General features: G+C 65.9%; 26 protein-coding genes. 16 read left to right on the top strand and 10 right to left on the bottom strand.

Annotated elements, in window-relative coordinates:
• The first annotated feature begins 166 nt into the window (after positions 1–166).
• On the top strand, positions 167–1771 hold the full coding sequence (locus tag AB2M62_RS11760) for a tyrosinase family protein (protein WP_404333938.1): 1605 nt from the start codon (positions 167–169) through the stop codon (positions 1769–1771).
• Positions 1768–2433 carry a DJ-1/PfpI family protein gene (locus AB2M62_RS11755; protein WP_404333936.1) on the top strand — a complete coding sequence of 222 codons (666 nt, stop codon included), beginning with the start codon at positions 1768–1770 and terminating at the stop codon, positions 2431–2433. The genes AB2M62_RS11760 and AB2M62_RS11755 overlap by 4 nt, the downstream gene beginning before the upstream one ends.
• On the opposite strand, the gene AB2M62_RS11750 is transcribed toward AB2M62_RS11755, so the two are convergent.
• From AB2M62_RS11750 to aroQ, 4 genes are read right to left on the bottom strand one after another with little or no spacing between them, the layout of a single operon-like run.
• A complete protein-coding gene (locus AB2M62_RS11750; protein WP_404333935.1) occupies positions 2417–2947 on the bottom strand; it encodes a hypothetical protein in 531 nt (176 codons plus the stop codon). The two genes, AB2M62_RS11755 and AB2M62_RS11750, sit on opposite strands and share 17 nt — an antisense overlap.
• Entirely contained in the window at positions 2926–4275 is a 1350-nt protein-coding gene (gene accC / locus AB2M62_RS11745; RefSeq protein WP_404333933.1) for an acetyl-CoA carboxylase biotin carboxylase subunit, read from the bottom strand. The genes AB2M62_RS11750 and accC overlap by 22 nt, the downstream gene beginning before the upstream one ends.
• A 10-nt stretch (positions 4276–4285) precedes the next feature.
• Positions 4286–4768 carry an acetyl-CoA carboxylase biotin carboxyl carrier protein gene (gene accB / locus AB2M62_RS11740; RefSeq protein WP_404333932.1) on the bottom strand — a complete coding sequence of 161 codons (483 nt, stop codon included), beginning with the start codon at positions 4766–4768 and terminating at the stop codon, positions 4286–4288.
• 35 nt (positions 4769–4803) lie between these two features.
• On the bottom strand, positions 4804–5238 hold the full coding sequence (gene aroQ, locus AB2M62_RS11735) for a type II 3-dehydroquinate dehydratase (RefSeq protein WP_404333930.1): 435 nt from the start codon (positions 5236–5238) through the stop codon (positions 4804–4806).
• An 85-nt stretch (positions 5239–5323) separates the two neighbouring features.
• Between aroQ and thiS the strand changes: the two genes are divergently transcribed.
• Together thiS and AB2M62_RS11725 are read left to right on the top strand one after the other, a co-directional pair.
• Entirely contained in the window at positions 5324–6328 is a 1005-nt protein-coding gene (gene thiS, locus AB2M62_RS11730; protein WP_404333928.1) for a sulfur carrier protein ThiS, read from the top strand.
• Between the two features lie 152 nt (positions 6329–6480).
• Positions 6481–6651, top strand: coding sequence for a CsbD family protein (locus tag AB2M62_RS11725; protein ID WP_404333926.1), 171 nt, complete (start codon positions 6481–6483; stop codon positions 6649–6651).
• Positions 6652–6723: 72 nt separating this feature from the next.
• Here AB2M62_RS11725 and AB2M62_RS11720 read toward each other — a convergent pair whose 3' ends face one another.
• The 4 genes from AB2M62_RS11720 to AB2M62_RS11705 all read right to left on the bottom strand — a co-directional run bounded on the left by AB2M62_RS11720 (position 6724) and on the right by AB2M62_RS11705 (position 10221).
• Positions 6724–6963 (bottom strand): hypothetical protein, encoded by a 240-nt coding sequence (locus AB2M62_RS11720; RefSeq protein WP_404333924.1) that lies wholly within the window; start codon positions 6961–6963, stop codon positions 6724–6726.
• Between the two features lie 95 nt (positions 6964–7058).
• Positions 7059–8708 (bottom strand): thiamine pyrophosphate-binding protein, encoded by a 1650-nt coding sequence (locus tag AB2M62_RS11715; RefSeq protein ID WP_404333923.1) that lies wholly within the window; start codon positions 8706–8708, stop codon positions 7059–7061.
• A 47-nt stretch (positions 8709–8755) separates the two neighbouring features.
• Entirely contained in the window at positions 8756–9607 is an 852-nt protein-coding gene (locus AB2M62_RS11710; RefSeq protein ID WP_404333922.1) for an energy transducer TonB, read from the bottom strand.
• Positions 9608–9702: 95 nt separating this feature from the next.
• A complete protein-coding gene (locus AB2M62_RS11705; RefSeq protein ID WP_404333920.1) occupies positions 9703–10221 on the bottom strand; it encodes an outer membrane protein in 519 nt (172 codons plus the stop codon).
• Positions 10222–10525: 304 nt separating this feature from the next.
• Between AB2M62_RS11705 and AB2M62_RS11700 the strand changes: the two genes are divergently transcribed.
• The 4 genes from AB2M62_RS11700 (at position 10526) to AB2M62_RS11685 (ending at position 13739) form a co-directional block, all read left to right on the top strand.
• A complete protein-coding gene (locus AB2M62_RS11700; protein WP_404333918.1) occupies positions 10526–11242 on the top strand; it encodes a CoA transferase subunit A in 717 nt (238 codons plus the stop codon).
• The gene (locus tag AB2M62_RS11695) at positions 11242–12306 is read left to right on the top strand and encodes an HAD family acid phosphatase (RefSeq protein WP_404339916.1); all 1065 of its coding nucleotides are present in this window, start codon (positions 11242–11244) and stop codon (positions 12304–12306) included. The genes AB2M62_RS11700 and AB2M62_RS11695 overlap by 1 nt, the downstream gene beginning before the upstream one ends.
• Entirely contained in the window at positions 12306–12956 is a 651-nt protein-coding gene (locus AB2M62_RS11690) for a 3-oxoacid CoA-transferase subunit B (RefSeq protein ID WP_404333916.1), read from the top strand. The genes AB2M62_RS11695 and AB2M62_RS11690 overlap by 1 nt, the downstream gene beginning before the upstream one ends.
• A 99-nt stretch (positions 12957–13055) precedes the next feature.
• Positions 13056–13739, top strand: a complete 684-nt coding sequence (locus AB2M62_RS11685; protein WP_404333915.1) for a ferritin-like domain-containing protein — start codon at positions 13056–13058, stop codon at positions 13737–13739.
• Positions 13740–13793: 54 nt separating this feature from the next.
• Here AB2M62_RS11685 and AB2M62_RS11680 read toward each other — a convergent pair whose 3' ends face one another.
• Positions 13794–14108 carry an ArsR/SmtB family transcription factor gene (locus tag AB2M62_RS11680; RefSeq protein WP_404333913.1) on the bottom strand — a complete coding sequence of 105 codons (315 nt, stop codon included), beginning with the start codon at positions 14106–14108 and terminating at the stop codon, positions 13794–13796.
• Positions 14105–14584, bottom strand: coding sequence for an SRPBCC domain-containing protein (locus AB2M62_RS11675; RefSeq protein ID WP_404333911.1), 480 nt, complete (start codon positions 14582–14584; stop codon positions 14105–14107). Before AB2M62_RS11675 ends, AB2M62_RS11680 begins: the two co-directional genes overlap by 4 nt.
• 188 nt (positions 14585–14772) lie before the next feature.
• On the opposite strand from AB2M62_RS11675, the gene AB2M62_RS11670 reads away from it, so the two are divergent.
• The 8 genes from AB2M62_RS11670 (at position 14773) to grxD (ending at position 21465) form a co-directional block, all read left to right on the top strand.
• Positions 14773–15735: an NAD-dependent epimerase/dehydratase family protein gene (locus AB2M62_RS11670; protein WP_404333910.1), complete on the top strand. Its 963-nt coding sequence runs from the start codon at positions 14773–14775 to the stop codon at positions 15733–15735.
• A gap of 60 nt (positions 15736–15795) precedes the next feature.
• Positions 15796–16638, top strand: a complete 843-nt coding sequence (locus tag AB2M62_RS11665) for a c-type cytochrome (RefSeq protein ID WP_404333908.1) — start codon at positions 15796–15798, stop codon at positions 16636–16638.
• 626 nt (positions 16639–17264) lie between these two features.
• Positions 17265–18707: a 3-isopropylmalate dehydratase large subunit gene (leuC, locus tag AB2M62_RS11660; protein ID WP_404333906.1), complete on the top strand. Its 1443-nt coding sequence runs from the start codon at positions 17265–17267 to the stop codon at positions 18705–18707.
• Between the two features lie 177 nt (positions 18708–18884).
• Complete coding sequence (gene leuD / locus AB2M62_RS11655; RefSeq protein ID WP_404333904.1) at positions 18885–19514, top strand: 3-isopropylmalate dehydratase small subunit; 630 nt, start codon at positions 18885–18887, stop codon at positions 19512–19514.
• A complete protein-coding gene (locus tag AB2M62_RS11650; RefSeq protein WP_404333902.1) occupies positions 19477–20478 on the top strand; it encodes an NADPH:quinone oxidoreductase family protein in 1002 nt (333 codons plus the stop codon). Before leuD ends, AB2M62_RS11650 begins: the two co-directional genes overlap by 38 nt.
• 88 nt (positions 20479–20566) lie before the next feature.
• Positions 20567–20890, top strand: coding sequence for a DUF1476 domain-containing protein (locus tag AB2M62_RS11645; RefSeq protein ID WP_404333901.1), 324 nt, complete (start codon positions 20567–20569; stop codon positions 20888–20890).
• Complete coding sequence (locus AB2M62_RS11640; RefSeq protein WP_404333899.1) at positions 20890–21129, top strand: BolA family protein; 240 nt, start codon at positions 20890–20892, stop codon at positions 21127–21129. Before AB2M62_RS11645 ends, AB2M62_RS11640 begins: the two co-directional genes overlap by 1 nt.
• A 6-nt stretch (positions 21130–21135) precedes the next feature.
• A complete protein-coding gene (gene grxD / locus AB2M62_RS11635; RefSeq protein ID WP_404333898.1) occupies positions 21136–21465 on the top strand; it encodes a Grx4 family monothiol glutaredoxin in 330 nt (109 codons plus the stop codon).
• Positions 21466–21759: the final 294 nt, after the last annotated feature.

The following is a 21759-nucleotide window of genomic DNA, read 5'->3' as shown; positions in this document are numbered from 1 at the left end:
ATTTTCGAAGATGTTATATAGTGCAGCCGAATCGATCCAATATCGGTGCTCTTAATTTAGATTTACTGGAACATTGCATAAATGTTTCAGGCGCGCATTGGTCGGTGGAGTGGGGTCGACACGTAATTGATTGATTTTTCCTCGTGGATTCAGGGGAGTTTTTCGCATGACTGCTGCCGGACCGGGAATTCGCCGCTCGCTCACCGACATTCAGGCCGATTACGACCAGGGCAACAAGGCCGAACTCGAGGCGCTGATGCGCGCCTGGAAGGGTATCAAGGAACTCCCGCCCGGCGACCCCAATTCCTTCTTCGACCTTGGCGGCTTCCATGGCGAGCCGTTTCGCGGCCCCGGCGCCTATGCCAATGTCTGGTGGGGCGGCTATTGCCAGCACGGCACCGTGCTGTTCCCGACCTGGCATCGCATCTATCTGTGGAAGCTCGAAAAGGCGCTGCAGAGCATCCCCGGCTGCGAGAGCGTGACGCTGCCCTTCTGGGACGAATGCTCCACCGCTTCGCAGGAAAACGGCGTGCCCAGCGCGCTGACCGCGGAAAAGTTCGAACTCGACGGAGTGCTGATCGACAATCCGCTGCGCTCGTTCGTGCTGCCGGTGGCTATCGTCGACCAAGTCGCGCAGGACGGCAGCAACGATCCGAACAGCCCGAATTACAGCAAGCCTGCCGGCTATGAGACGGTGCGCTATCCGCTCTCCGGGCTGGTCGGCACGCCGGCGGATACCTCCGCCACCAAGGATCACAATGCCGGCTTCCCCAATTATGCCGCCAATGTGAAGACGCTCGACGCCAACATCATGGCCTGGCTGACGATGCCGGTCTATTCGGGCGGCAAGACCCGCGGGCTGGTGGTCGACAAGTTCCGCCAGAGCATGGATGCGCCGAGCTACACCTTGTTCTCCAACACCACCTCGATGACCGCGTGGAACAATGCGAACAAGGACAAGCCGGTCACGGCGCTCGAATCGGCGCACAACTACATTCATCTCGCGGTCGGCGGCTTCGATATCCCGACCTACAACGCTTCCCCGATCAGCGGCGCAAATGGCGATATGGGCGAGAACGATACTGCGGCGCTCGATCCGATCTTCTATTTCCACCATTGCTTCATCGATTACGCCTTCTGGATCTGGCAGCGGCGCCACAACGCCACCCAGGCGCTGACGATCGACGGCAACGATCCCGGCGCGTCCTATGCCAACAACCAGCCCCCGGCGGGCGCGAATCCGGGCGATATGCTGTCGATGACGACGCCGCTGATGCCGTTCCTGCGCGAGGACGGCAGCACGATGACCAGCAACGACGGCGTCGATATCGAGGGGCAGCTCGGCTACACCTACGGCCCGGGTTCGCTCGACGACTATGCCGCGCCGGCCGTGGCCACGCTCGCTACCGAAGCAGAGACTCCCCTGCGCCAGATCCATGTCGCCGGCATCGACCGTTCGAAGATTGCCGGTTCGTTCGTGATCGCCGCCTATCAGGAAGTCGACGGCGTGCACCGGCTGGTCGGCGCCGAGGCGGTGCTCAGCCGCTGGACCGTTGCCGGCTGCGCCAATTGCCAAACCCGGCTCAAGGCGACGGGCAATTTCCCGGTGACCGCGGCGTTCGCGGGCGAAGGCAATGTGAAGGTGGTGCTCCACACCCGTCAGGGCGCCTTGGGCGATACGCCGCCGGGAGTCGCCTCGGCGGGCGAGATTCGTACGCTGGCGCTTGCCCGAGCTGATGTGTCGGTGCCGTTCACGGTCGAAATCCGGTGAGCGCGGGCGGGCAGCCGGTTCGGATCGTCATACCGGTTTATGACGGATTCGATCTGCTCGATGTGTGCGGGCCCTCGGAGATGTTTCACTGGGCGGGTTTCCAGGTCGATCTCGTCGCCGCGGCGCCGGGAATGATCACGGCGAATAACGGCTTCGCGCTTAGCGTGGCCGATGGCTTCGCCGCGCCCGCGCCGTGCGACGCGCTATGGGTGCCGGGTGGTGACACCGGGGTGCTGAGCGCGATCCTCCAGGATCCGGCGCGAACCTATCTCGACTTCCTCACCGCGCAGGCGCCGCTGGCGGGCTATGTCTGCGCGGTGTGCGTCGGCTCGGTGCTGCTCGCCGGGGCGGGGTTGCTCGACGGCCATGTTGCGACTTCGCACTGGGCGACGATCCCGACGCTGCTGCAGGATTATCCGGCGGTGACCGTGGCAGACGGCCATCCGCGCTATACGCTGGACCGCAACCGGCTGACCGGTGGCGGCATCTCCTCCGGGCTCGACGAGGCGCTGGGGCTGATCGAACTGCTCGCCGGCACCGCAAAGGCGCAGGACGTGCAGCAGACGACGCAATATTATCCCGATCCGCCGGTGCACAGCCAAATCCCGAACACGATCACGTCGCCGATCACGCCGCCGCCTTCGGTTAGCGCAAAGGGCTAGCCTTGCGCCATTCCTCGAGCGCCTCGCGATAGTCGGACGAGGCCTTGAGCAGCTTCATATAGGTGATCGGCCGCTTGCTCTTCCACGGCTGGCCCTCGCCGCCATAGCCGCCGCGCGATCCGCAGGTCGACTGGCAGGTGCCGTCATGGTCATCGAGGTGGAGCCAGCGGCCCTGGCGCGACAGCGTCATGTGGCAGGCTGCGATCCTGCTTCGGGCCGGCGCGACATAGTCGAGCGTGTCGCCCTGCGCCTGCGCGACGCCGGATAGTCCGCAGCTATGGCCGTTGGCGAAGTGCAGGTTGAGGTTGAAATAGGCGTGGCGGGCATCGACCGGCACGATCTCGACGACGTCGTCGCTCCAATATTTGTCGCCGTCGACCGTCGCATTCTCAAAATGCGTGCTGTAGCGCCCGGCGAGCGCCTGGACCGGATCGAGCGGCGCGGCCGCGACCAGCGCGAGCGCGCCGGCCGCGAGCGCAGCCGCCCGGGGGATCAGCCCTGCTTGGCCAGCCATTCCTCGAGCCACTTGATCGTATAGCCGCCCTTCTGGAACTCGGGATCGTCGAGCAGCGCCTGGTGGAGCGGGATCGTCGTCTTGACGCCCTCGATCACGAACTCCTCGAGTGCGCGGCGCAGGCGCATGATGCAGCCTTCGCGGGTGCGGCCATAGACGATCAGCTTGGCGATCATCGAATCGTAGTAAGGCGGGATCCTGTAGCCCGAATAGATGCCGCTATCGACGCGCACATGCATGCCGCCGGGGGCATGGAAATGGGTGATCTTGCCGGGCGAGGGCGCGAAGGTCTTCGGGTCCTCGGCGTTGATCCGGCATTCGATCGCATGGCCGCGAAACTCGATGTCTTCCTGGCGCACCGACAGGCCATGGCCCTCGGCGACGCGGATCTGCTCACGGACGAGATCGAGGCCGGTGATCATCTCGGTGACCGGATGCTCGACCTGCAGGCGGGTATTCATTTCGATGAAGTAGAATTCACCGTCTTCCCACAGGAATTCGATCGTGCCCGCGCCGCGATAGGCCATGTCGGCCATCGCCTTGGCGACGATGCCGCCCATGCGCGCGCGCTCCTCGGGCGTGATCACCGGCGACAGCGCTTCCTCGAGCACCTTCTGATGGCGGCGCTGGAGCGAGCAGTCGCGCTCGCCGAGATGGATGGCGTTGCCGTTGCCGTCGCCGAACACCTGGAATTCGATGTGGCGCGGATTGCCGAGATATTTCTCGAGATAGACGGTGGCGTCGCCGAACGCGGCCTTGGCCTCGCTGCCCGCCTGGAGCATCTGCGCTTCGAGATCGGCGGGGTTGTTGACCACCTTCATGCCGCGCCCGCCGCCGCCCGAGGCCGCCTTGATGATCACCGGATAGCCGGCCTTCTCGGCGATGCGCTTGGCTTCCTCGACGTCGCTGATCGCGCCGTCCGATCCCGGGACAAGCGGCAGGCCGAGCGCACCGGCGGTGCGCTTGGCCTCGATCTTGTCGCCCATCGTGCGGATATGCTCGGGCTTGGGGCCGACGAAGAGCAGGCCGTGCGCCTCGACGATCTCGGCGAACTGGGCGTTCTCCGAGAGGAAGCCATAGCCCGGATGGATCGCGTCGGCGCCCGAGATTTCGGCGGCGCTGATGATGTTGGGGATGTTGAGATAGCTCTCGGACGCGGCGGGCGGCCCGATGCAGATCGCCTCGTCGGCGAGCCGCACGTGCATCGCGTCGCTATCCGCGGTGGAGTGCACCGCGACGGTCTTGATCCCCATCTCGTGGCACGCGCGGTGGATGCGCAGCGCGATCTCGCCGCGATTGGCGATCAGGAGCTTCTTGATTTCCGGCATGGTGGCGCCGTTACTCGACCACGACGAGCGGCTGGTCGAACTCGACCGGCTGGCCGTTCTCGACCAGGATCGCCTTGACCGTGCCGGCGGAGGGGGCGTTGATGGTGTTCATCACCTTCATCGCCTCGATGATCAGCAGCGTATCGCCGGCCGCAACCTTGTCGCCCACCGAGACGAAGGTCTTCGCCTCGGGATTGGGCTTGAGATAGGCGGTGCCGACCATCGGCGACTTGACCGCATTCGCGGCCGCCGCGGGCGCAGGCGCGCCGACTTCGGCGGCGGCGGGCGCCGCGAAGGCAGGGGCGGGCGCGGCCGCAGGCGCGGCATAGTGCACCGCCGGCGCGGCGGTCACCGTGCGCGCGACGCGGACACGGCGTTCGCCGTCCTCCACTTCGATCTCGGTCAGGTGGGTTTCGTCGAGGACGGCGGCAAGCTGCCGCACCAGGTCGATATCGACCTGCATTGCCCCGTTCTTGTCAGTCTGTTCGGCCATTGCGACCCTTTATCCGATGAAAGCGCGTTCCTCTGTCAGAGACGCGCCGCGGCTTCAAGCGCAAGCGTGTAGGAAAGCGCCCCGAAGCCCGCGATGGTTCCGCGTGCGGCACGACCGACATAGGAGCGATGCCGGAATTCCTCGCGCGCATGCGGGTTCGAAAGATGCACTTCGATCACCGGCGTCGTGATGCTCTTCACGGCATCGTGCAACGCGACCGAAGTATGCGTGTACCCGCCCGGGTTGAGGAGCACGGCCTTCGCGCCCCGGGCCTGCGCTTCGTGGAGCCAGTCGATCAAATGCCCCTCATGGTTCGACTGGCGCATGTCGATGACGAGGTCGAGCGCCTGCGCGCGGTCCTCGAGCTGGCCGGCAATGTCGTCCAGCGTGTCGTGGCCGTAAATCTCCGGCTCGCGCAGCCCCAGCAGATTGAGGTTGGGACCGTTCAAGACGTAGATCACATCGGCCAAGGTGGCGCCTTTCGGTTGCGGGTCTCGCTCGCGCTTCCCTATATGACGCGGCGTTCCCGATCAAATCCAAGGCGTACCCCTTACCATGCACACCGACGGCACCGTCTCCATCCGCGTCAATGGCGAGCACAAGCGCGTGACTGCGGGGCTCACCCTGATCCAGCTTGCCGAGCAGATGGGGCTGGTGCCGGAGAAGATCGCCGTCGAGCGCAACCTCGAAGTGGTGCCGCGCTCGACGCTGGGCGCGGTGTGCGTCGCCGATGGCGACGAGCTGGAGATCGTCCACTTCGTCGGCGGCGGCGATCATGCCGCGCCACTGGTCGACGATAGCTGGAGCGTCGCGGGCAAGACCTTCCGCTCGCGGCTGATCGTCGGCACCGGCAAGTACAAGGATTTCGAACAGAATGCCGCGGCGGTCGCGGCGTCGGGCGCCGAGATCGTCACCGTCGCGGTGCGCCGGGTGAACGTCTCCGATCGCAACGCGCCGATGCTCACCGACTATATCGATCCCAAGAAGATCACCTATTTGCCCAACACCGCCGGCTGCTTCGATGCCGAGAGTGCGATCCGCACCTTGCGGCTGGCGCGCGAGGCGGGCGGCTGGGATCTGGTGAAGCTCGAAGTGCTCGGCGAGGCGCGCACGCTCTATCCCGACATGGTCGAGACGCTGCGTGCCACCGAGATTCTGGCCAAGGAAGGCTTCAAGCCGATGGTCTATTGCGTCGACGATCCGATCGCGGCGAAGCGGCTCGAGAATGTGGGCGCAGTGGCGATCATGCCGCTGGGCGCGCCGATCGGGTCGGGGCTGGGCATCCAGAACCAGGTGACGATCCGGCTGATTGTCGAGGGCGCCACGGTGCCCGTGCTCGTCGATGCCGGCGTCGGCAGCGCCAGCGACGCGGCAGTGGCGATGGAACTGGGCTGCGACGGCGTGCTGATGAACACTGCGATCGCCGAGGCCAAGGACCCGATCCTGATGGCGGCGGCGATGAAGGCGGCGGTCGAGGCCGGCCGCTTGTCCTACCGCGCCGGCCGCATGCCCAAGCGCCGCTACGCCGACCCGTCGAGCCCGCTCGCCGGGCTGATCTGACCGATCGACCCGCTCCGCAGGGTGGAGGTTAGCCTGTCGCGCAATCGCAGTGGGCATCCCGGGAACTCCCGGCCATCGCGTTCGTTTAACCCCATGTAATCAACGACAGATTTTGTGTTCTTTTTGAGCACGTATCACAGGAGTATGGTGCCATGGGTGAACTCGTCGACAAGATCAAAGGCAACGTCAACGAAGCCATCGGCAAGGTGAAGCAGCAGAGCGACAACCCCGACACGCGCGACGAAGGCGCTGGCCAGGAGCTCAAGGGCAAGGGCCAGCAGCTTGCCGGCAAGGTCAAGGGCGCGCTCGGCGACGATATCTAAAGCCTGGGTCGCAAACACAGGCGAGGGCGGTTCCGCAAGGAGCCGCCCTTTTTCGTACGTCCGATCCGCGGGTCAGTAGGGGACGTAAAACGCCCAGAGCTGGCTGGGCAGCTTGCCCGCGGCGAAGCGCACGGTGTTGCGGACGCTACCGACTTCGCAGATCATGTAGGACAGCGTCTCGGCAGGCTCGAGCGGATTGGGCAGCATCAGCGTCTTGGCGCCGATCCAGCGCCATTCATTCTGCCACAGCTTGACGTTCGAGATGGCGACATTGTCGCCCTCCTCACCGATGTGCACGTTGCGCCAACCCACGGAACTCTCCCTCTTACCGCAGTTCATTATAGAAAGGCGGGGGGCGGGGCGGTGGAGACGCAGGAAAATGATCCTCCCCGGGAAGGGGAGGATCTTCAGCGATTCCGTATCGCGCCGATTGTCGTGGCCGGGGTGATCACTTCGACATCGGTCTTGAGGTGGAGCAGACGCACGCCGCTCGTCGCCAGCGCGCGGTCGAGCGCGGGGGCGAATTCCTCCGTCCGCTCCACGCTCTCCGCCCAGCAGCCAAAGGCGCGACCCAGCGCAGCGAAATCGGGATTGTGGAGCGTCGTGCCCGAAAGCCGCGCGGGATATTCGCGCTCCTGGTGCATGCGGATCGTGCCATAGGCGCCATTGTCGATCACGACGACGAGGATGTCGGCGCCGTGCTGGACCGCGGTGGCGAGCTCCTGGCCGTTCATCAGGAAGTCGCCATCGCCCGCCAGCGCCACCACGGCGCGATCGGGCGCGCGCAGCTTGGCCGCGACCGCGGCGGGAACGCCATAGCCCATCGCGCCGGCAGTCGGGGCAAGCTGCGAAGGCTGCGCGCCATAGCGCCAGTAGCGATGCCACCAGCCCGAGAAATTGCCCGCGCCGTTGCAGATAATCGCTTGCGGAATCCGCTCGCGCATCGCCGCGACGCACTGGCCCAGATCGAGCGCCACGCCTTCGCGTGGGCTGGGCGTGGACCAGTCCAGCCATTCGGCATGCGCTTCGGTGGCGGCGCCGCCGCGGATCGCGCCGATATTCGACTGCGCGGCAGCGCCCGCGAAGCTGGCCATGTCGGCGCAGATCGCGACGTCGGCGCGATAGACCCGGCCGAGCTCGCCCGGATCGGGATGGACGTGGATCAGCGTCTGACGGGGATGGTCGGGGGTGATCAGCGTATAGCCGTCGGTGGTCGCCTCGCCGAGCCGCGCGCCGACGGCGAGGATCAGATCGGCGCCCTTGATCCGCGACACCAGCTTTGGATTGGGGCCGTAACCGAGATTGCCGGCATAGGCCGGGGATCCGGTCGGCAGTGCGTCCTGCCGCCGGAACGCCGAGGCGACGGGGAGGCCGATCCGCTCGGCGAAAGCGGCGAAGGTCGCGCCGGCAGAGGCAGTCCAGCCGGCGCCTCCGACGATCGCCACCGGCCGCTCGGCCTGCTCGATCAGCGCCGCCATCGCCTGCATCGCGTGACGATCGGGTGCCTGGGTGATCCGCGGCAGCGGCGGGCGATCCATGGCCTCGACGACATCGCACAGCATGTCCTCGGGTAGCGCGATCACCACCGGGCCGGGCCGGCCGTGGGTCGCGACATTCCACGCGCGCGCGACATATTCGGGGATGCGCGCGGCGTCCTCGATCCGCGTCGCCCATTTGGCGAGCGGTGAGAAAAAGGCGGGGAAGTCGACTTCCTGGAACCCCTCGCGATCACGCATGCCGCGGTCGACATCGCCGATGAACAGGATCATCGGCTGCGAATCCTGCATCGCGACATGGACGCCGATCGACGCATTGGTCGCGCCCGGGCCGCGCGTGACGAACGCAACGCCCGGCCGCCCGGTCATCGCCCCGTCGGCACAGGCCATGAAGCCGACCCCGCCTTCCTGCCGGCAGGTGACGAGGTCGATCTGCGGCGTATCGTGGAGCGCGTCGAGCACCGCAAGGAAACTCTCGCCGGGGACGTGGAAGATGCGGTCGCAGCCCTGCGCCACGAGGTTGTCGACAAGGATGCGGCCGCCGGTGCGTTTCTCAGTCATGGCGCCTGTCTAGCGAGGCGGCGGCGGCAGACCAACCCGCTCGATCGTCAGCGACGTATAGGCTGCGGCAATGCCGGCGGGGACGGAGGCTGCACGCCGGGCAGCCGCCAGGTGACCGCCGTGGCGAAACTCCCTTCGGTCGTTTCACCGGCGGCGTCGCGTGCGGGCGTGAAGCGGGCGCGGCGCTCAAACAGCAGACAAGTGCTCCGGTCGAGTATCGCACTGCCGCTTGATTCGGTGACCGTGCACGCGCTCGCAAGGCCGTGCGCGGAGACGGTTAGCCGCATGCCGACCCGTCCCTGTTCCTCCGCGCGGAGCGCCGCGGGGGGATAGTCGTCGCTGGATATCGCGCCTCTCTCGATCACTGGTGCGACGACTTCGGGCTTGCCCGAGCCGCGATCTTCCTTCGCCACCTCGCGCAAGCATTCGGGGAGTTTCACCGAACCCGCATACGGGTTGCGGAACGTGGCGAACGGCGTCGCCTCCTCTCCGCGATACAGCGCGAGGGCGGGGCTCCAGTGGACCGGTCCGAGACTCCGTGCCCCGGAGACCGCGATACCCTTCCATCCCGTGGCATCGACGAAACCCCGCATCTCGACGCTGGTCCGAGTGACGCCGTTGGAGCCGCGATCAGGCGATGTGGGGACGGCGATGCCGATGCGATACGCGGTGCCGTCGGAGAATTGCCAATCCCTGCCGCTCACCCGCAACCAGAGTTTGCCCGTGAGGTCGAGGCCGGCCGCGGCCATCAGACCTGTCGTGTTGCCCGGTGTGCCCGATGCCCAGCATCCCTCTGCATCGCGGTGCAACGTGAAGCCTTCGCCCTTTTCGAGCTGGGCCATCGCGGGCGGGGCGATGCAGAGGAAGGTTACGGCGAAAGCGAAGACGCGGCGTTTCATGTCGCCAAGGTGCAATAGCGGCCATAGCGCGTCAAAATGAAAAAGGGCCGCGCGAGCAGATGCCCGCGCGGCTCGTTCTTGCAGCGATCAGACGATCAGAAGCGGATGCCGAGGCCCGCCATCACTTGGTCGCGGTTGAGGTTGACTTCCTCGTAGCGCGAATAGCGATATTCGACCTTGCCGTAGAAGCGGCCGAAGTCATGCTCGACGCCGCCGCCGAAGCGATAGCCGTCGGTCGTGCCCGAGCCGAGGCCAGCTACGTCGAAGCGCGCGTTGGTCAGGCCGCCCTTGGCATAGACCAGCGTGTTCGGCATCGCGACGAAGCCGATGCGGCCGCCGAGATACAGGTCGCGGCCGGCGCCGACGCCGTTTTCCTCGGTGGTGGCGCCGGTGATCTCGGCCTCGGCGCCGATCACGGCGCGGCCGACCTGCGCATCATAGCCGAGCGCGCCGCCATAGCTGAAGCCGGACGTGCCATCGCCTTCGCTGCCGACATGGTCCCAGCCGCCGACGACTTCGGCGCGCGGACCAGTAAAGGTCGAAGTTGAATCCTGTGCAAATGCAGGAGTAGCAAGAGTTGCGAGGGCGAACGCCGACACTGCGAACAAACGCATTAATAAAATCCTTCGTACTGTACTTCGCCGGTCCCAGATCAGGGCCGGGAGGCGCTACGTAAGGATTGCCCGTCTCCGTTCAATGTCAGAAATGTTGCAGTGCGTTAATCCTTTATGCGCTGTAACAATTTTGCAACAATTGCAGAACTGCCGGGTTGCAGTTGCAAACTGTGCAATCGCGGCGCCGCTGCACGCCCCGGCACGGCGGTGCAACCCCGCAAAGTTGAAAGGCGATTCAGGTTTGCTTGACCGGCTGGCGGCGGGGGGATTATCGCCACGGCCAAGCCCAGGAGAGAATCGCGCGATGAACAAGCTCTACCCCAACGCCGAGGCAGCGCTGGAAGGGCTGCTGTTCGACGGCATGACGATTTGCGCCGGCGGCTTCGGGCTGAGCGGCATTCCCGAGCGGCTGATCGACGCGATCCAGGCCGCGGGGACCAAGGATCTCACCATCGCCTCGAACAATGCCGGGATCGACAATGAAGGCCTCGGCAAGCTGCTGCGCAGCCGCCAGGTCAAGAAGATGATCTCGTCCTATGTCGGCGAGAACAAGGAATTCGAGCGGCAATATCTCTCGGGCGAACTCGAGGTCGAATTCTGCCCCCAGGGCACGCTCGCCGAGCGCTGCCGCGCCGGCGGCGCCGGCATTCCGGGCTTCTACACCAAGACCGGCGTCGGCACCCAGGTCGCCGAGGGCAAGGAAGTAAAGACCTTCGACGGGGAAGACTATATCCTCGAGCGCGGCATCCGCAGCGACTTGTCGATCATCAAGGGCTGGAAGGCCGACGAGGCCGGCAATCTGATCTTCCGCAAGACCGCGCGCAACTTCAACCAGCCGATGGCGACCGCGGGCAAGGTCTGCGTCGCCGAGGTTGAGGAAATCGTGCCGGTGGGCAGCCTCGGCGCCGATGCGATCCACTTGCCCGGCATCTATGTGCAGCGGCTGATCGTCGGCAGCCCGTATGACAAGAAGATCGAATTCCGCACCACCCGTCCGCGGCCCGAGAGCGCGGCGGCGTGATGCGCGGCACCCCGATCGCCGCGGCGCTCGTCGCCATGGGGGCGGGCGCACTGTCGGGCTGCGTCGCGGCGGCGATACCGGTCGCGGCGGCCGCGGGCGTGTACAAGGCGCGCCAGGACCAGCCGAAAGCGGAGAAGCGGCGCAAGAAGGCGGCGGCCGCTGCCGAGGCGCCCAAGCCGGGCCAGGTCTATCTCGCGCCCGACGGCACCAAGGTCCAGGTCACGGCGATGACGGCGCTGCCTCCGCCCGACGGCGTCGCAAAGCCCGTGTCGGCCAGCAAGGCGCCGCCGGGGATGCAATATCTCTATGGCTCGGGCGAGGCGGCGGCGCTCAGCCTCCAGGCCTATGCGGCGCTGTGGAACTATCTCCATGTCGAGATCGGCTTCCGCCGCGACAAGAGCCAGATCCGCTCGGTGGTGCTCTCGCCCGGCTCGACGCTCGACAATCCCAAGTTCGACCTGTGCGGCAAGCGCCCGCTCGCCGTGGTGCTCGACATCGACGAGACCGCGCTGCTCAATTCGGGCTATGAGCGCGACGAGGCGATCCGCGGCACCGGCTATGACCAGCAGCGCTGGAACCGCTGGGAAGCGAGCGGCGCCGACAAGGTCGAAGCGGTTCCCGGCGCTGCCGAGGCGCTCGCCGCCGCGCGGCGCGATGGAATCACCGTGATCTTCAATTCGAACCGCTCGGCGGCGACCGCGGCGCAGACCGCCGCCGCGCTCGACCATGCCGGGCTCGGCCCCGCCGCGTTGTTCGAGACGCTGTGGCTGCGCGGCGAGGGCGAGCCGAGCGGCAAGGATGCGCGGCGCGAAAAGATCGCCCAGCGCTATTGCATCGTCGCGATGGTCGGCGATCAGCTCGGCGATTTCAGCGACTTGTTCAACGCACCCGACACGCCGGTGCTCGCGCGGCGCAACAGCGTCGGCGGCACGCTGCTCGCCCCGCTCTGGGGTGCTGGCTGGTTCCTGCTGCCCAATCCGGTCTACGGCACCGGCTTGAAGGGCGGCGTCGACGATATCTTTCCGCCGGACGTGCGCTGGACGGATCCCGAGGAGAAGAAATAATGCCCTGGACCCGTGACGAAATGGCCGCCCGCGCGGCCCGCGAGCTGCAGGACGGCTTCTACGTCAATCTCGGCATCGGCATCCCGACGCTGGTCGCGAACCACATCCCCGAGGGCGTCGAAGTGACGCTCCAGTCCGAGAACGGCATGCTCGGCATCGGGCCGTTCCCTTATGAGGGCGAAGAGGATCCCGATCTGATCAACGCCGGCAAGCAGACGATCAGCGAACTGCCGAGCTCGGTCTATTTCTCGTCGTCGGACAGTTTCGCGATGATCCGCGGCGGACATATCGACTTGACCGTGCTCGGCGCGATGGAAGTCAGCGAGACCGGCGACATCGCCAACTGGATGATCCCGGGCAAGATGATCAAGGGCATGGGCGGCGCGATGGACCTCGTCGCCGGGGTCAAGAAGATCATCGTGGTGATGGAGCACAACTCCAAGGCCGGCGATCCCAAGTTCATCCCGCACTGCACGCTGCCGCTCACCGGCCGCAACGTCGTCGACATGGTGATCACCGATCTCGCGGTGTTCGCCCGGCCCGATCATGACCGCCCGTTCGCGCTGATCGAGCTGGCGCCGGGGGTGACTGCGCAGGAAGTCGCAGAGAAGACGACGGCGAAATACGAAACGGCGCTGGTCGTCGCCTGAGCGCGGCCGCGTAGGTGGGGAGGGGCCCCGGCTGTCGCACCCAGCTACATGAACTTTAATTAATTGGCGGCGGCGTGCGCAAAGGCGTAGCGTCCGGCAATGTTGGCCTGGTTCCGCCGCCGTTATCTCGACCTGCTCGGCTCGATTTACATCTATAACGAGCATCGCGGCTATACGAGCATCGATCGCGTGCTCGAGGCGGTCCGCGCCCGCGCGCCCGACGATCACGCGCTGATCGCCGCGATCGAGAAGCATCGCGCCGACGAGCGCAAACACTATCTCATGTTCAAGCGCTGGTTCGAACTGCAGGGCAAGATGCCGCTCAAGGTCGATCGCACCTGCGGCCATATCGATCGCTTCGTCGAGATCATGTTCCGCCACACGATCGACGAGCTCGACACCCAGGCGATCATTGCCCGCGACGACCAGTTCGAGAAGCTGTGCCGGGTCATCTCGCTCACCGAGCAGCGCGGCCACAAGCAGGTCGAGATCCTGCTCAAACACCCGCTGGTCACCGGCGACAAGGTGCTGATGAAGATCTTCCGGATCATCGAGAAGGACGAGCCGAGCCATTGGGCGCCCTATGAAGGCTGGCTCAAGGCGAACGGCAAGCGCGACTCGAAATGGTGGGAGCGCGGCGTCGACACCTTCATCCACTCCGAGCTGCTGTTCCTCAAGCTGCCGGCGCTGTTCCTCAATCCCTGGCTCACACGCCGCACCGACTGGCCCGACGCGCAGGATCCGGCGCAGCGGCTGGCGACGCCGATGCCGGTCCTGGCCTAGGCCCGCTTAGGGGCGGGCGTCTGAGAGGGGCGGGTTGGCACGGATGCCAAGGCCCTATTCACCCTCAAGAAGTGCAGTCAGCCGGTCGAGCTGTCGCTCCACCGTCGAACGGCGCTGCCGCACCCAGGTTTCGAGCGGAACAAGCCCGTCCGGCGTCAGGCTCGCCACACGCACGCGGCCCAGCTTTTGCGTTGTCACCACTCCGCACTGTTCCAACACCCGGAGATGTTGTGAGACCGCGGTGAGGCTTATTCCAAGCGGCGCCGACAGGTGCGAAACCGACTGCGGACCCGCGGCCAATCGATCGACGATCGCACGCCGCGTCGGATCGCCGAGCGCGTGAAACAGGTGATCGATCGTTGTGCTCACGCCTGGCTTTCGACTGCTTTTCGCAGCTTGTCGAGCTGGATGCGCCAGCCCTCTTCCCGCATCACCGGGCCATCCGACCCGGCAAAGAAGGCCACCTGGTTCGTGCAGATCAGGTCGGTCCCCAATTCGGTCGGCAATATTTCGAACGTCGTCAGAGAGACCGAGATCGGCCGACCGTCGAGCGACATCGTGCTGGTCGTGACGATCCGCGTATCGGGAATGACGTCCTGATACGTGCCATCGTTGGCGAGGACCAGGCCGGGAAAGGGTGTGCCTTCGCCGAACCGGTAATGGAGATTGTCTGCGCCGCCCGGTCGGCAATCGCTGTCGAATTGGATCACCTCGTGCGTGTCGTTCTCGGCATACCAGCCCCGTTTGATCGCGGGGTCAGACAATGCGGCGAACACTATGGCCGGGGTGACCTTGAAGCTTCGCTCGAGGACAAAGGTGGTATGCGTTACGGCGGGGTCGTTCATCGATCATGCTCCTGATACTGAAGTCCATACTTCTGTATTGAGGTGTGCACGGTAATAGTCAAGTCTGGACTTCAGTGTTTCGACGCCCGCGCGACGAAGTCGTCCGTGGTGCGGCGATCACAGTGGCGCCCGCCGGACCGGCGCCGACATCGGCTTTGCAATCCGCGCATTTCGGCTATTCAGCCCTTATGCGGATTCTCCTGACAGGCTCGTCCGGCTGGCTCGGCCGCTTCCTCGCGCCGATGCTGCGCGCGCAGGGGCATGCGGTGATCGGGCTTGACGTCGCGCCCGGCGTCGATACCGATGTGATCGGCAGCGTCGCCGATCGTGCGCTGGTCGATCGCGTCTTTGCCGAGCGAGGCGTGGAGGCGGTGATCCATGGCGGAGCGCTGCACAAGCCCGACATCGTCCGCTATCCGCGACAGGCGTTTATCGACGTCAATGTCAGCGGCACGCTCCATCTGCTCGAGGCGGCGGCGCGGACAGGGCACGACCGGTTCGTGATGACCTCCACCACCTCGCTGATGATCAGCCAGGCGATCCGCGACGAGGCAGGCGACGCCGCAGTATGGCTCGACGAGGCGAGCGGGCCGATCGAGCCGCGCAACATTTATGGGGTAACCAAGCTCGCCGCCGAGCAGCTCTGCCGCCTCGCACACCGCGAGAATGGGCTCGCCACGATCGTGCTGCGCACCAGTCGCTTCTTCCCCGAGGACGACGACACCAATGCCACGCCTTCGGGCGAGAACCTCAAGGCCAACGAACTGCTCCACCGCCGCCTCACGGTCGAGGATGCCGCGCGCGCGCATGTCGTCGCGCTCGACCGCGCGCCTGAGATCGGCTTCGGCACCTTCCTCCTATCCGCGCCGACGCCGTTCACCCGCGCCGACTGCGCCGAACTAAAACGTGATGCGCCCGCAGTAATCGCGCGTCATTATCCCGATGCAGCTGCGTTATATGCTGCAAAAGGCTGGGAACTCCCCAAGAGCATCGGTCGTGTCTATGACGCGGCGCTTGCCGGGAAACTGCTCGGCTTTCGCTGCGAAACCGATTTTGGGACAATGCTCGAGTCCTTGCGTGCCAATGCGCCGCTGCCCTTCGCGCACGATCCCAGCTATGTTTCGCCGAAAGAAGAAATAGGCGCGGGATAAAGGGTCCCCCGACGCTTTGTGTTTTGTCGATATTGCACAAGAGCTTCGGGGGAATTGTTGATGCGCTGGATCGTTCGCGGGCTGCTCGCCCTTGTGGCACTTGCGTGCCTGGTGCTGGGCGTCGTCTATGCCGGCTCCGAATGGATGATCCGCAAGAGCCACGCCGCGCCGCTGCCCGCGATCGCCGCAGACCGCTCGCCAGCGGGCGTCGCCGAGGGCGCGCGGATCGCCTCGGTGATGGGGTGCCGCGGCTGTCACGGTCCCAATGGCAATGGCGTGCTGCTCGCCGATGTTCCCGGCGTGATCCATGTCGCCACCCCCGCGCTGGCGCGTGCCGCCGCCGGCTATTCGGACGCCGAGCTTGCCCGGCTGATCCATCACGGCATCAAGCGCGACGGGAGCGGGGTCTATGTGATGCCGGTCGAGGGGCATGCCCGCATCGCCGACGAGGATGTCGCCCGGATCATCGGCTGGCTGCGCACGCTCAAGCCGTCCCCCGCCGACCGCACCGACGGGCTGCGCTTCGGCCCGATGGGGCGGCTGGCGATCTTGCTGGGCAAGCTCAAGCCCGAAGTGGACGCGCGCCCGCTGGCCTCGGCCCGGCGCAACGCCGATGTCGGCGAATATATCGCGCAGAGCGCCTGTGCGAGCTGCCATTCGCTGACCGAGCCGCGCGAGGCGCATGATGATGGCCGCCGGGTGCCGCCGCTGCTCGAAGTCGGCCCGGCCTATGACCTGCCGGCGTTCCGCACGCTGCTGCGCACTGGCGCCGGCATGTCGCCGCGCGACCTGGGCCTGATGAAGCGCGTCGCAAAGGGCGACCTTTCGCACCTCACCGATGGCGAGATCGCCGCGCTCCATGCCTATCTGAAGCGCGAGGCGGAGAAGCAGCCGGCAAAATAGGCGCAGGCTCGCGGCTGTCCTACAGCGCGGTTTTGTGCAAGAGGTCAGGCCGTTCTTTGAAATGGTCCGGACCCGCGCGAGCGGATGCGAAAATCGCGTGAGCGACGACGTGTCAAGCGACGCGAAAAACCGCCGATCGTGTCAGGAAGGTCAACCGGCAACGCCCGCGGCGCTGTCGCAGAACGCTGATCAACTGTATGGAATATTTGGGTTGTTCCGCCGATATCGACTCGAAATCGATCCCAACCAGATGGTTGGGTTGGCCAAGCCAAGCCAGCAGCGCACTCTGCGATAGGCGCTACCCAGCGCAAGATCGCCTCAGCTTCCTGATCGGACCGATGCATCGCCCTCAGCACCGCTGAAACGCGTCAACAACGTCAACCTGTCGGAACGCGCTCGGCGTCGCGCTAAAGATCGGTAAAGATCGGAAATACCTGGGATATCGTCCAAGATTCGGGTCGCTCGGCTTTCCAACCCTTTGGTTGGCATGCCCGATCGGCCCGGCCTCGACTTGGACCGTGAGACCCTCCGCCGGCGCTTCTTGCGGCCCGCCCAAATAGCTGGGCTTCCAGACGTAAAATTACGTATCGCCTTGCGATCGCGCACGATTCGCCTAGATCGCAGCGATGACCCGCCAACCGCTTACCTTGTACGAGAAGATCTGGGCCGACCATGTCGTCGAGCGCCGGGACGATGGCACCTGCCTGATCTATATCGATCGCCACCTCGTCCACGAAGTTACCAGCCCGCAGGCCTTTGCCGGGCTCCGTGCGGCCGGACGCCCGGTGCGCCGCCCTGATCTCACGCTGGCAGTGCCCGACCATAATCTGCCGACCACGGCGCGCGTCGATGCCGCCGGGCACGAGCTTCCGATCGCCGATGTCGCAAGCGCGGGCCAGCTCTCGGCGCTGCGGGCCAATGTCGCCGAATTCGGCGTGCCCTATATCGACGCACTCGATGCGCGGCAGGGGATCGTCCATGTCGTCGGCCCCGAACAGGGCTTCACCTTGCCCGGCACCACCCTGGTCTGCGGGGACAGCCACACCTCGGCACACGGCGCGCTCGGCGCGCTGGCGTTCGGCATCGGCACGAGCGAAGTCGAGCATGTCCTCGCCACCCAGACGCTGCTGCTCCAGCAGTCGAAGACGCTCGAGATCCGCGTCGACGGAACGCTCGGCTTCGGCGTCAGCCCCAAGGACGTCGTGCTGGCGATCATCGGCAAGATCGGTGCCGCCGGCGGCACCGGCTATGTCATCGAGTTCACCGGCGACGTGATCCGCGCGATGTCGGTCGAGGGGCGGCTGACGGTGTCGAACATGTCGATCGAGGGCGGCGCCCGTTCGGGGCTGATCGCGCCGGACGAGACGACCTTCGCCTATATCAAGGGCAGGCCGATGGCGCCGGCCGGCGCGGCATGGGACAAGGCCGTCGCCTATTGGCGCAGCCTGCCGACCGATCCCGGCGCGCGCTACGACCGCACCGTCCTGCTCCAGGCGAGCGATATCGCGCCGTCGCTCACCTGGGGCACCAGCCCCGAGGACGTTGTCGCGATCACCGGCGCGGTGCCCGATCCCGAGAGCTTTGCCGATCCGTCGAAGCGCGTCGCGGCGCAGAAGTCGCTCGATTATATGGGCCTCCAGCCCGGCATGGCGATGCAGGATATCGGCATCGAGCATGTCTTCATCGGCAGTTGCACCAACAGCCGGATCGAGGATTTGCGCGCCGCCGCCGCGGTGGTGAAGGGGCATCACGTCTCGGCACGCATCCGCCAGGCGCTGGTCGTCCCCGGCTCGGGGCTGGTCAAGCTGCAGGCCGAGGCCGAGGGGCTCGATCGCATCTTCACCGAGGCCGGCTTCGAATGGCGCGAGCCCGGCTGCTCGATGTGCCTGGCGATGAATCCGGACAAGGTTCCGCCCGGAGAACGTTGTGCTTCCACCTCGAATCGAAATTTCGTAGGAAGGCAGGGTCCGGGGGCCCGGACGCACCTCGTCTCGCCTGCAATGGCGGCGGCGGCGGCGGTGACCGGGCGCTTGACCGACGTCAGAGACTTGATGGCGGCGGACGCGTGAGGGGTTACAAATATGAAGCGGGCGCTTTTCGCACTGATCATCGGCACCGTGCTGACCGGCGTCGCCGCGGCCTATGCCTCGGCCCACAGCAAGCCGGCACCCGCGCCGAGCGACACGCCGACACGCTGATTTCCGCCCGGCTCCATGCCGCGGCGCAGACCGTAGCAGGAGCCTGACATGGAACCCGTCCGCAAGGTCGAGGGGCGCGCCTATCCCTGGGGCGCCAAGAATATCGACACCGACATCATCATCCCCGCGCATTGGCTCAAGACGACGACGCGCGAAGGACTGGGCAAGGGCGCGTTCGAGACCGTCCGCGCGCAGCCCGGCAATGTGTTCGACGATCCGCGCTATGCCGGCGCACCGGTGCTCGTCGCCGGCGACAATTTCGGCTGCGGATCGAGCCGCGAACACGCCGCCTGGGCGCTCGCCGACATGGGCGTCAAGGCGGTGATCGCGCCGAGCTTCTCGGACATCTTCTCGGGCAATGCCTTCAAGAACGGCATCGTCCCGGTGGTGCTGCCGCAGGACTCGGTCGATCGGCTGGTCGAAGTCGCCCGGACCGACGAGATCACCGTCGACCTCGAGACGATGACCGTCACCTCGCCCTTCCAGGACCGTTTTCCGTTCGAACTCGACCCCTTCCGCCGCCAGTGCCTGATCGAGGGGCTGGACGAGATCGGCATGACGCTGGCAAGGGATACCGCGATTTCGAATTTTGAGTCGGGAGTCGCCGCAGAGCGGCCCTGGATCGCGGTAGGAGCGGGCAATGAAGGCATTGTTGTCGAAGGCGCCGGGCGGACCTGATACTCTAATCCTGGACGAGCTGCCCGATCCGCAGCCCGGCCCGGGCCAGGTGGTGGTCGCGGTCAAGGCCTGCGCGATCAACTATCCCGACGTCCTGATCATCGAGGACAAATATCAGTTCAAGCCGCCCCGCCCGTTCGCACCCGGCGGCGAGATCGCCGGTGTGATCGAGACGGTGGGCGAGGGCGTCACCAGCCTTGCGCCGGGAGACCGCGTGCTCGGGGTGATCGGCCATGGCGGGCTGGTCGAGAAGGTCGCAATCGATGCAGCGCGGCTCTATCGCCTGCCCGAGGGCCGCAGCTTCGAGGAAGGCGCGGCGCTGCTCCTCACCTACGCCACTACGATCCACGCCCTGGTCGACCGCGGCCATCTGCGCGAAGGCCAGACCCTGCTCGTGCTCGGCGCTGCCGGCGGGGTCGGGCTCGCCGCGATCGAGCTCGGCAAGGCGTTCGGGGCGACCGTGGTTGCCGCGGTGTCTTCGGAGGAGAAGGCCGAGGCCGCGCGCCGGGCCGGCGCCGACAAGACGCTGGTCTATGGCCGCGCGCCGTTCGACAAGGACGCCTCAAAGGCGCTCGCCGATCAGTTCAAGGCGGCGCTCGGGCCCAACGGCGCCGATGTGATCTACGATCCGGTGGGCGGCGATTATGCCGAGCCGGCGCTGCGCTCGATCGCCTGGGAGGGGCGCTATCTCGTCGTCGGCTTTCCCGCGGGCATTCCCAAGCTGCCGCTGAACCTCACTTTGCTCAAGAGCTGCGACGTCTGTGGCGTGTTCTGGGGTGCCTTCGCCGCGCGCGATCCCCAAGCCAATCAGGCGCATGTCGAGCATCTCTTCCGCCTCTGGGAAGAGGGCCGCATTGCCCCGCGCGTCACCGAGACCTTCGCTTTTGCCGACGGCGGCCAAGCGATCGCGCGGATGGCCGCGCGCCAGGCGATCGGCAAGCTCGTGGTGCGCGTCGCCGAGTGAGGCCGCCGCCGCGCGCCAGCGCTTTCTTGCCATCGCTTATGCGCCCCCCTATCTCGGCGCAAACGCACTGCAAGGGGCTCTGACGACCATGACCACTTTCGACGACCGCGAACGGGCATTCGAGGCGAAGTTCGCGCGCGACGAGGACATGGCGTTCCGCGTCACCGCCCGCCGCAACCGGCTGGTCGGCCAATGGGCCGCCGCCAAGATGAACCTCACCCCTGAAGAGACCGACGCTTATGCAAAGGCCGTCGTCCAGGCCGATTTCGAGGAAGCCGGCGACGAGGACGTGATCCGCAAGCTGCTCGGCGACCTGACCGCCGCCGGCATCGAGACCGACGAGGCGCAGGTGCGCCGCGCACTCGAGGAACAGTCGGTCGAGGCGCGCCGCCAGTTGATGGGCGAAGTCTGATGGCAATGGCCGCGGCCGATATCGAGGCGCTGATCAAGACCGGAATCCCCGATGCCCGCGTCGAGATTACCGACCTGGCCGGCGACGGCGATCATTACGCCGCGCGCGTCGTCGCGCCGATGTTCAAGGGAATGCCGCGGGTGCGCCAGCACCAGGCAGTCTATGCCGCGCTCGGCGGCCGAATGGGCGGGGAGCTTCATGCGCTCCAGCTCACCACCGAAGCGCCTGTCGAGGAGTAAAGAGACGTGACCGACGAAGTGCAGGACCGTATCCAGAATCTGGTCGATGCCAATGACGTGCTGCTGTTCATGAAGGGCAGTCCGCTGTTCCCGCAATGCGGCTTTTCGAGCCGCGCGATCGCGATCCTCAACCATCTCGGCGTCGCCTTCGAGAGCGTCGACGTGCTCCAAGACCAGGGCGTCCGCCAGGGCATCAAGGCGTTTTCGGACTGGCCGACGATCCCCCAACTCTATGTGAAGGGCGAATTCGTCGGCGGATCGGACATCATGATGGAGATGTACGAGAGCGGCGAGCTGGCGCAGCTGATGAGCGACAAGGGCGTCGCTCCGGCCTGATCCTGCCCCTTTGCTGGATTCGAGAGAGGCCGGGCTGGTTGCTCGGCCTTTCCTTTGTCCGCGCGGCATGCCGCCATGCCGCCATGCCGCCATGCCGCCATGGCGTTCGAGTAGCGCCGGATGTGAGGAAGCCCGGGTAGGGTGGGCCGACGCGAGACCGGTAAAAGCTGGTCGACCCACCCTGTAATGAAGCGTCAAACGCTCGGGGTATTCATGCTGTTGCACCGTGCGTGCCAGATCAGGCGACCCGCGGTTTTTCAGGCGGTTCGGTGGTTAACGAGACTCCGCCGCCCG

Origin of the sequence: Sphingomonas sp. MMS12-HWE2-04, from assembly GCF_044881185.1 — a bacterium.
Classification (GTDB): domain Bacteria; phylum Pseudomonadota; class Alphaproteobacteria; order Sphingomonadales; family Sphingomonadaceae; genus Sphingomonas.
The sequence above is the reverse complement of the archived record's forward strand: the minus strand, read 5'-3'. Positions and strand labels throughout refer to the sequence as shown.

What these genes read in the sequence shown, in the direction of transcription:
- AB2M62_RS11760 (WP_404333938.1), top strand. Translation starts at nt 167, where the DNA reads ATGACTGCTGCCGGACCGGGAATTCGCCGCTCGCTCACCGACATTCAG.
- AB2M62_RS11750 (WP_404333935.1), bottom strand. Translation starts at nt 2,947, where the DNA reads ATGGCTGGCCAAGCAGGGCTGATCCCCCGGGCGGCTGCGCTCGCGGCC.
- accC (WP_404333933.1), bottom strand. Translation starts at nt 4,275, where the DNA reads ATGCCGGAAATCAAGAAGCTCCTGATCGCCAATCGCGGCGAGATCGCG.
- accB (WP_404333932.1), bottom strand. Translation starts at nt 4,768, where the DNA reads ATGGCCGAACAGACTGACAAGAACGGGGCAATGCAGGTCGATATCGAC.
- thiS (WP_404333928.1), top strand. Translation starts at nt 5,324, where the DNA reads ATGCACACCGACGGCACCGTCTCCATCCGCGTCAATGGCGAGCACAAG.
- AB2M62_RS11725 (WP_404333926.1), top strand. Translation starts at nt 6,481, where the DNA reads ATGGGTGAACTCGTCGACAAGATCAAAGGCAACGTCAACGAAGCCATC.
- AB2M62_RS11715 (WP_404333923.1), bottom strand. Translation starts at nt 8,708, where the DNA reads ATGACTGAGAAACGCACCGGCGGCCGCATCCTTGTCGACAACCTCGTG.
- AB2M62_RS11710 (WP_404333922.1), bottom strand. Translation starts at nt 9,607, where the DNA reads ATGAAACGCCGCGTCTTCGCTTTCGCCGTAACCTTCCTCTGCATCGCC.
- AB2M62_RS11705 (WP_404333920.1), bottom strand. Translation starts at nt 10,221, where the DNA reads ATGCGTTTGTTCGCAGTGTCGGCGTTCGCCCTCGCAACTCTTGCTACT.
- AB2M62_RS11700 (WP_404333918.1), top strand. Translation starts at nt 10,526, where the DNA reads ATGAACAAGCTCTACCCCAACGCCGAGGCAGCGCTGGAAGGGCTGCTG.
- AB2M62_RS11695 (WP_404339916.1), top strand. Translation starts at nt 11,242, where the DNA reads ATGCGCGGCACCCCGATCGCCGCGGCGCTCGTCGCCATGGGGGCGGGC.
- AB2M62_RS11690 (WP_404333916.1), top strand. Translation starts at nt 12,306, where the DNA reads ATGCCCTGGACCCGTGACGAAATGGCCGCCCGCGCGGCCCGCGAGCTG.
- AB2M62_RS11685 (WP_404333915.1), top strand. Translation starts at nt 13,056, where the DNA reads ATGTTGGCCTGGTTCCGCCGCCGTTATCTCGACCTGCTCGGCTCGATT.
- AB2M62_RS11675 (WP_404333911.1), bottom strand. Translation starts at nt 14,584, where the DNA reads ATGAACGACCCCGCCGTAACGCATACCACCTTTGTCCTCGAGCGAAGC.
- AB2M62_RS11670 (WP_404333910.1), top strand. Translation starts at nt 14,773, where the DNA reads ATGCGGATTCTCCTGACAGGCTCGTCCGGCTGGCTCGGCCGCTTCCTC.
- AB2M62_RS11665 (WP_404333908.1), top strand. Translation starts at nt 15,796, where the DNA reads ATGCGCTGGATCGTTCGCGGGCTGCTCGCCCTTGTGGCACTTGCGTGC.
- leuC (WP_404333906.1), top strand. Translation starts at nt 17,265, where the DNA reads ATGACCCGCCAACCGCTTACCTTGTACGAGAAGATCTGGGCCGACCAT.
- leuD (WP_404333904.1), top strand. Translation starts at nt 18,885, where the DNA reads ATGGAACCCGTCCGCAAGGTCGAGGGGCGCGCCTATCCCTGGGGCGCC.
- AB2M62_RS11650 (WP_404333902.1), top strand. Translation starts at nt 19,477, where the DNA reads ATGAAGGCATTGTTGTCGAAGGCGCCGGGCGGACCTGATACTCTAATC.
- AB2M62_RS11645 (WP_404333901.1), top strand. Translation starts at nt 20,567, where the DNA reads ATGACCACTTTCGACGACCGCGAACGGGCATTCGAGGCGAAGTTCGCG.
- AB2M62_RS11640 (WP_404333899.1), top strand. Translation starts at nt 20,890, where the DNA reads ATGGCAATGGCCGCGGCCGATATCGAGGCGCTGATCAAGACCGGAATC.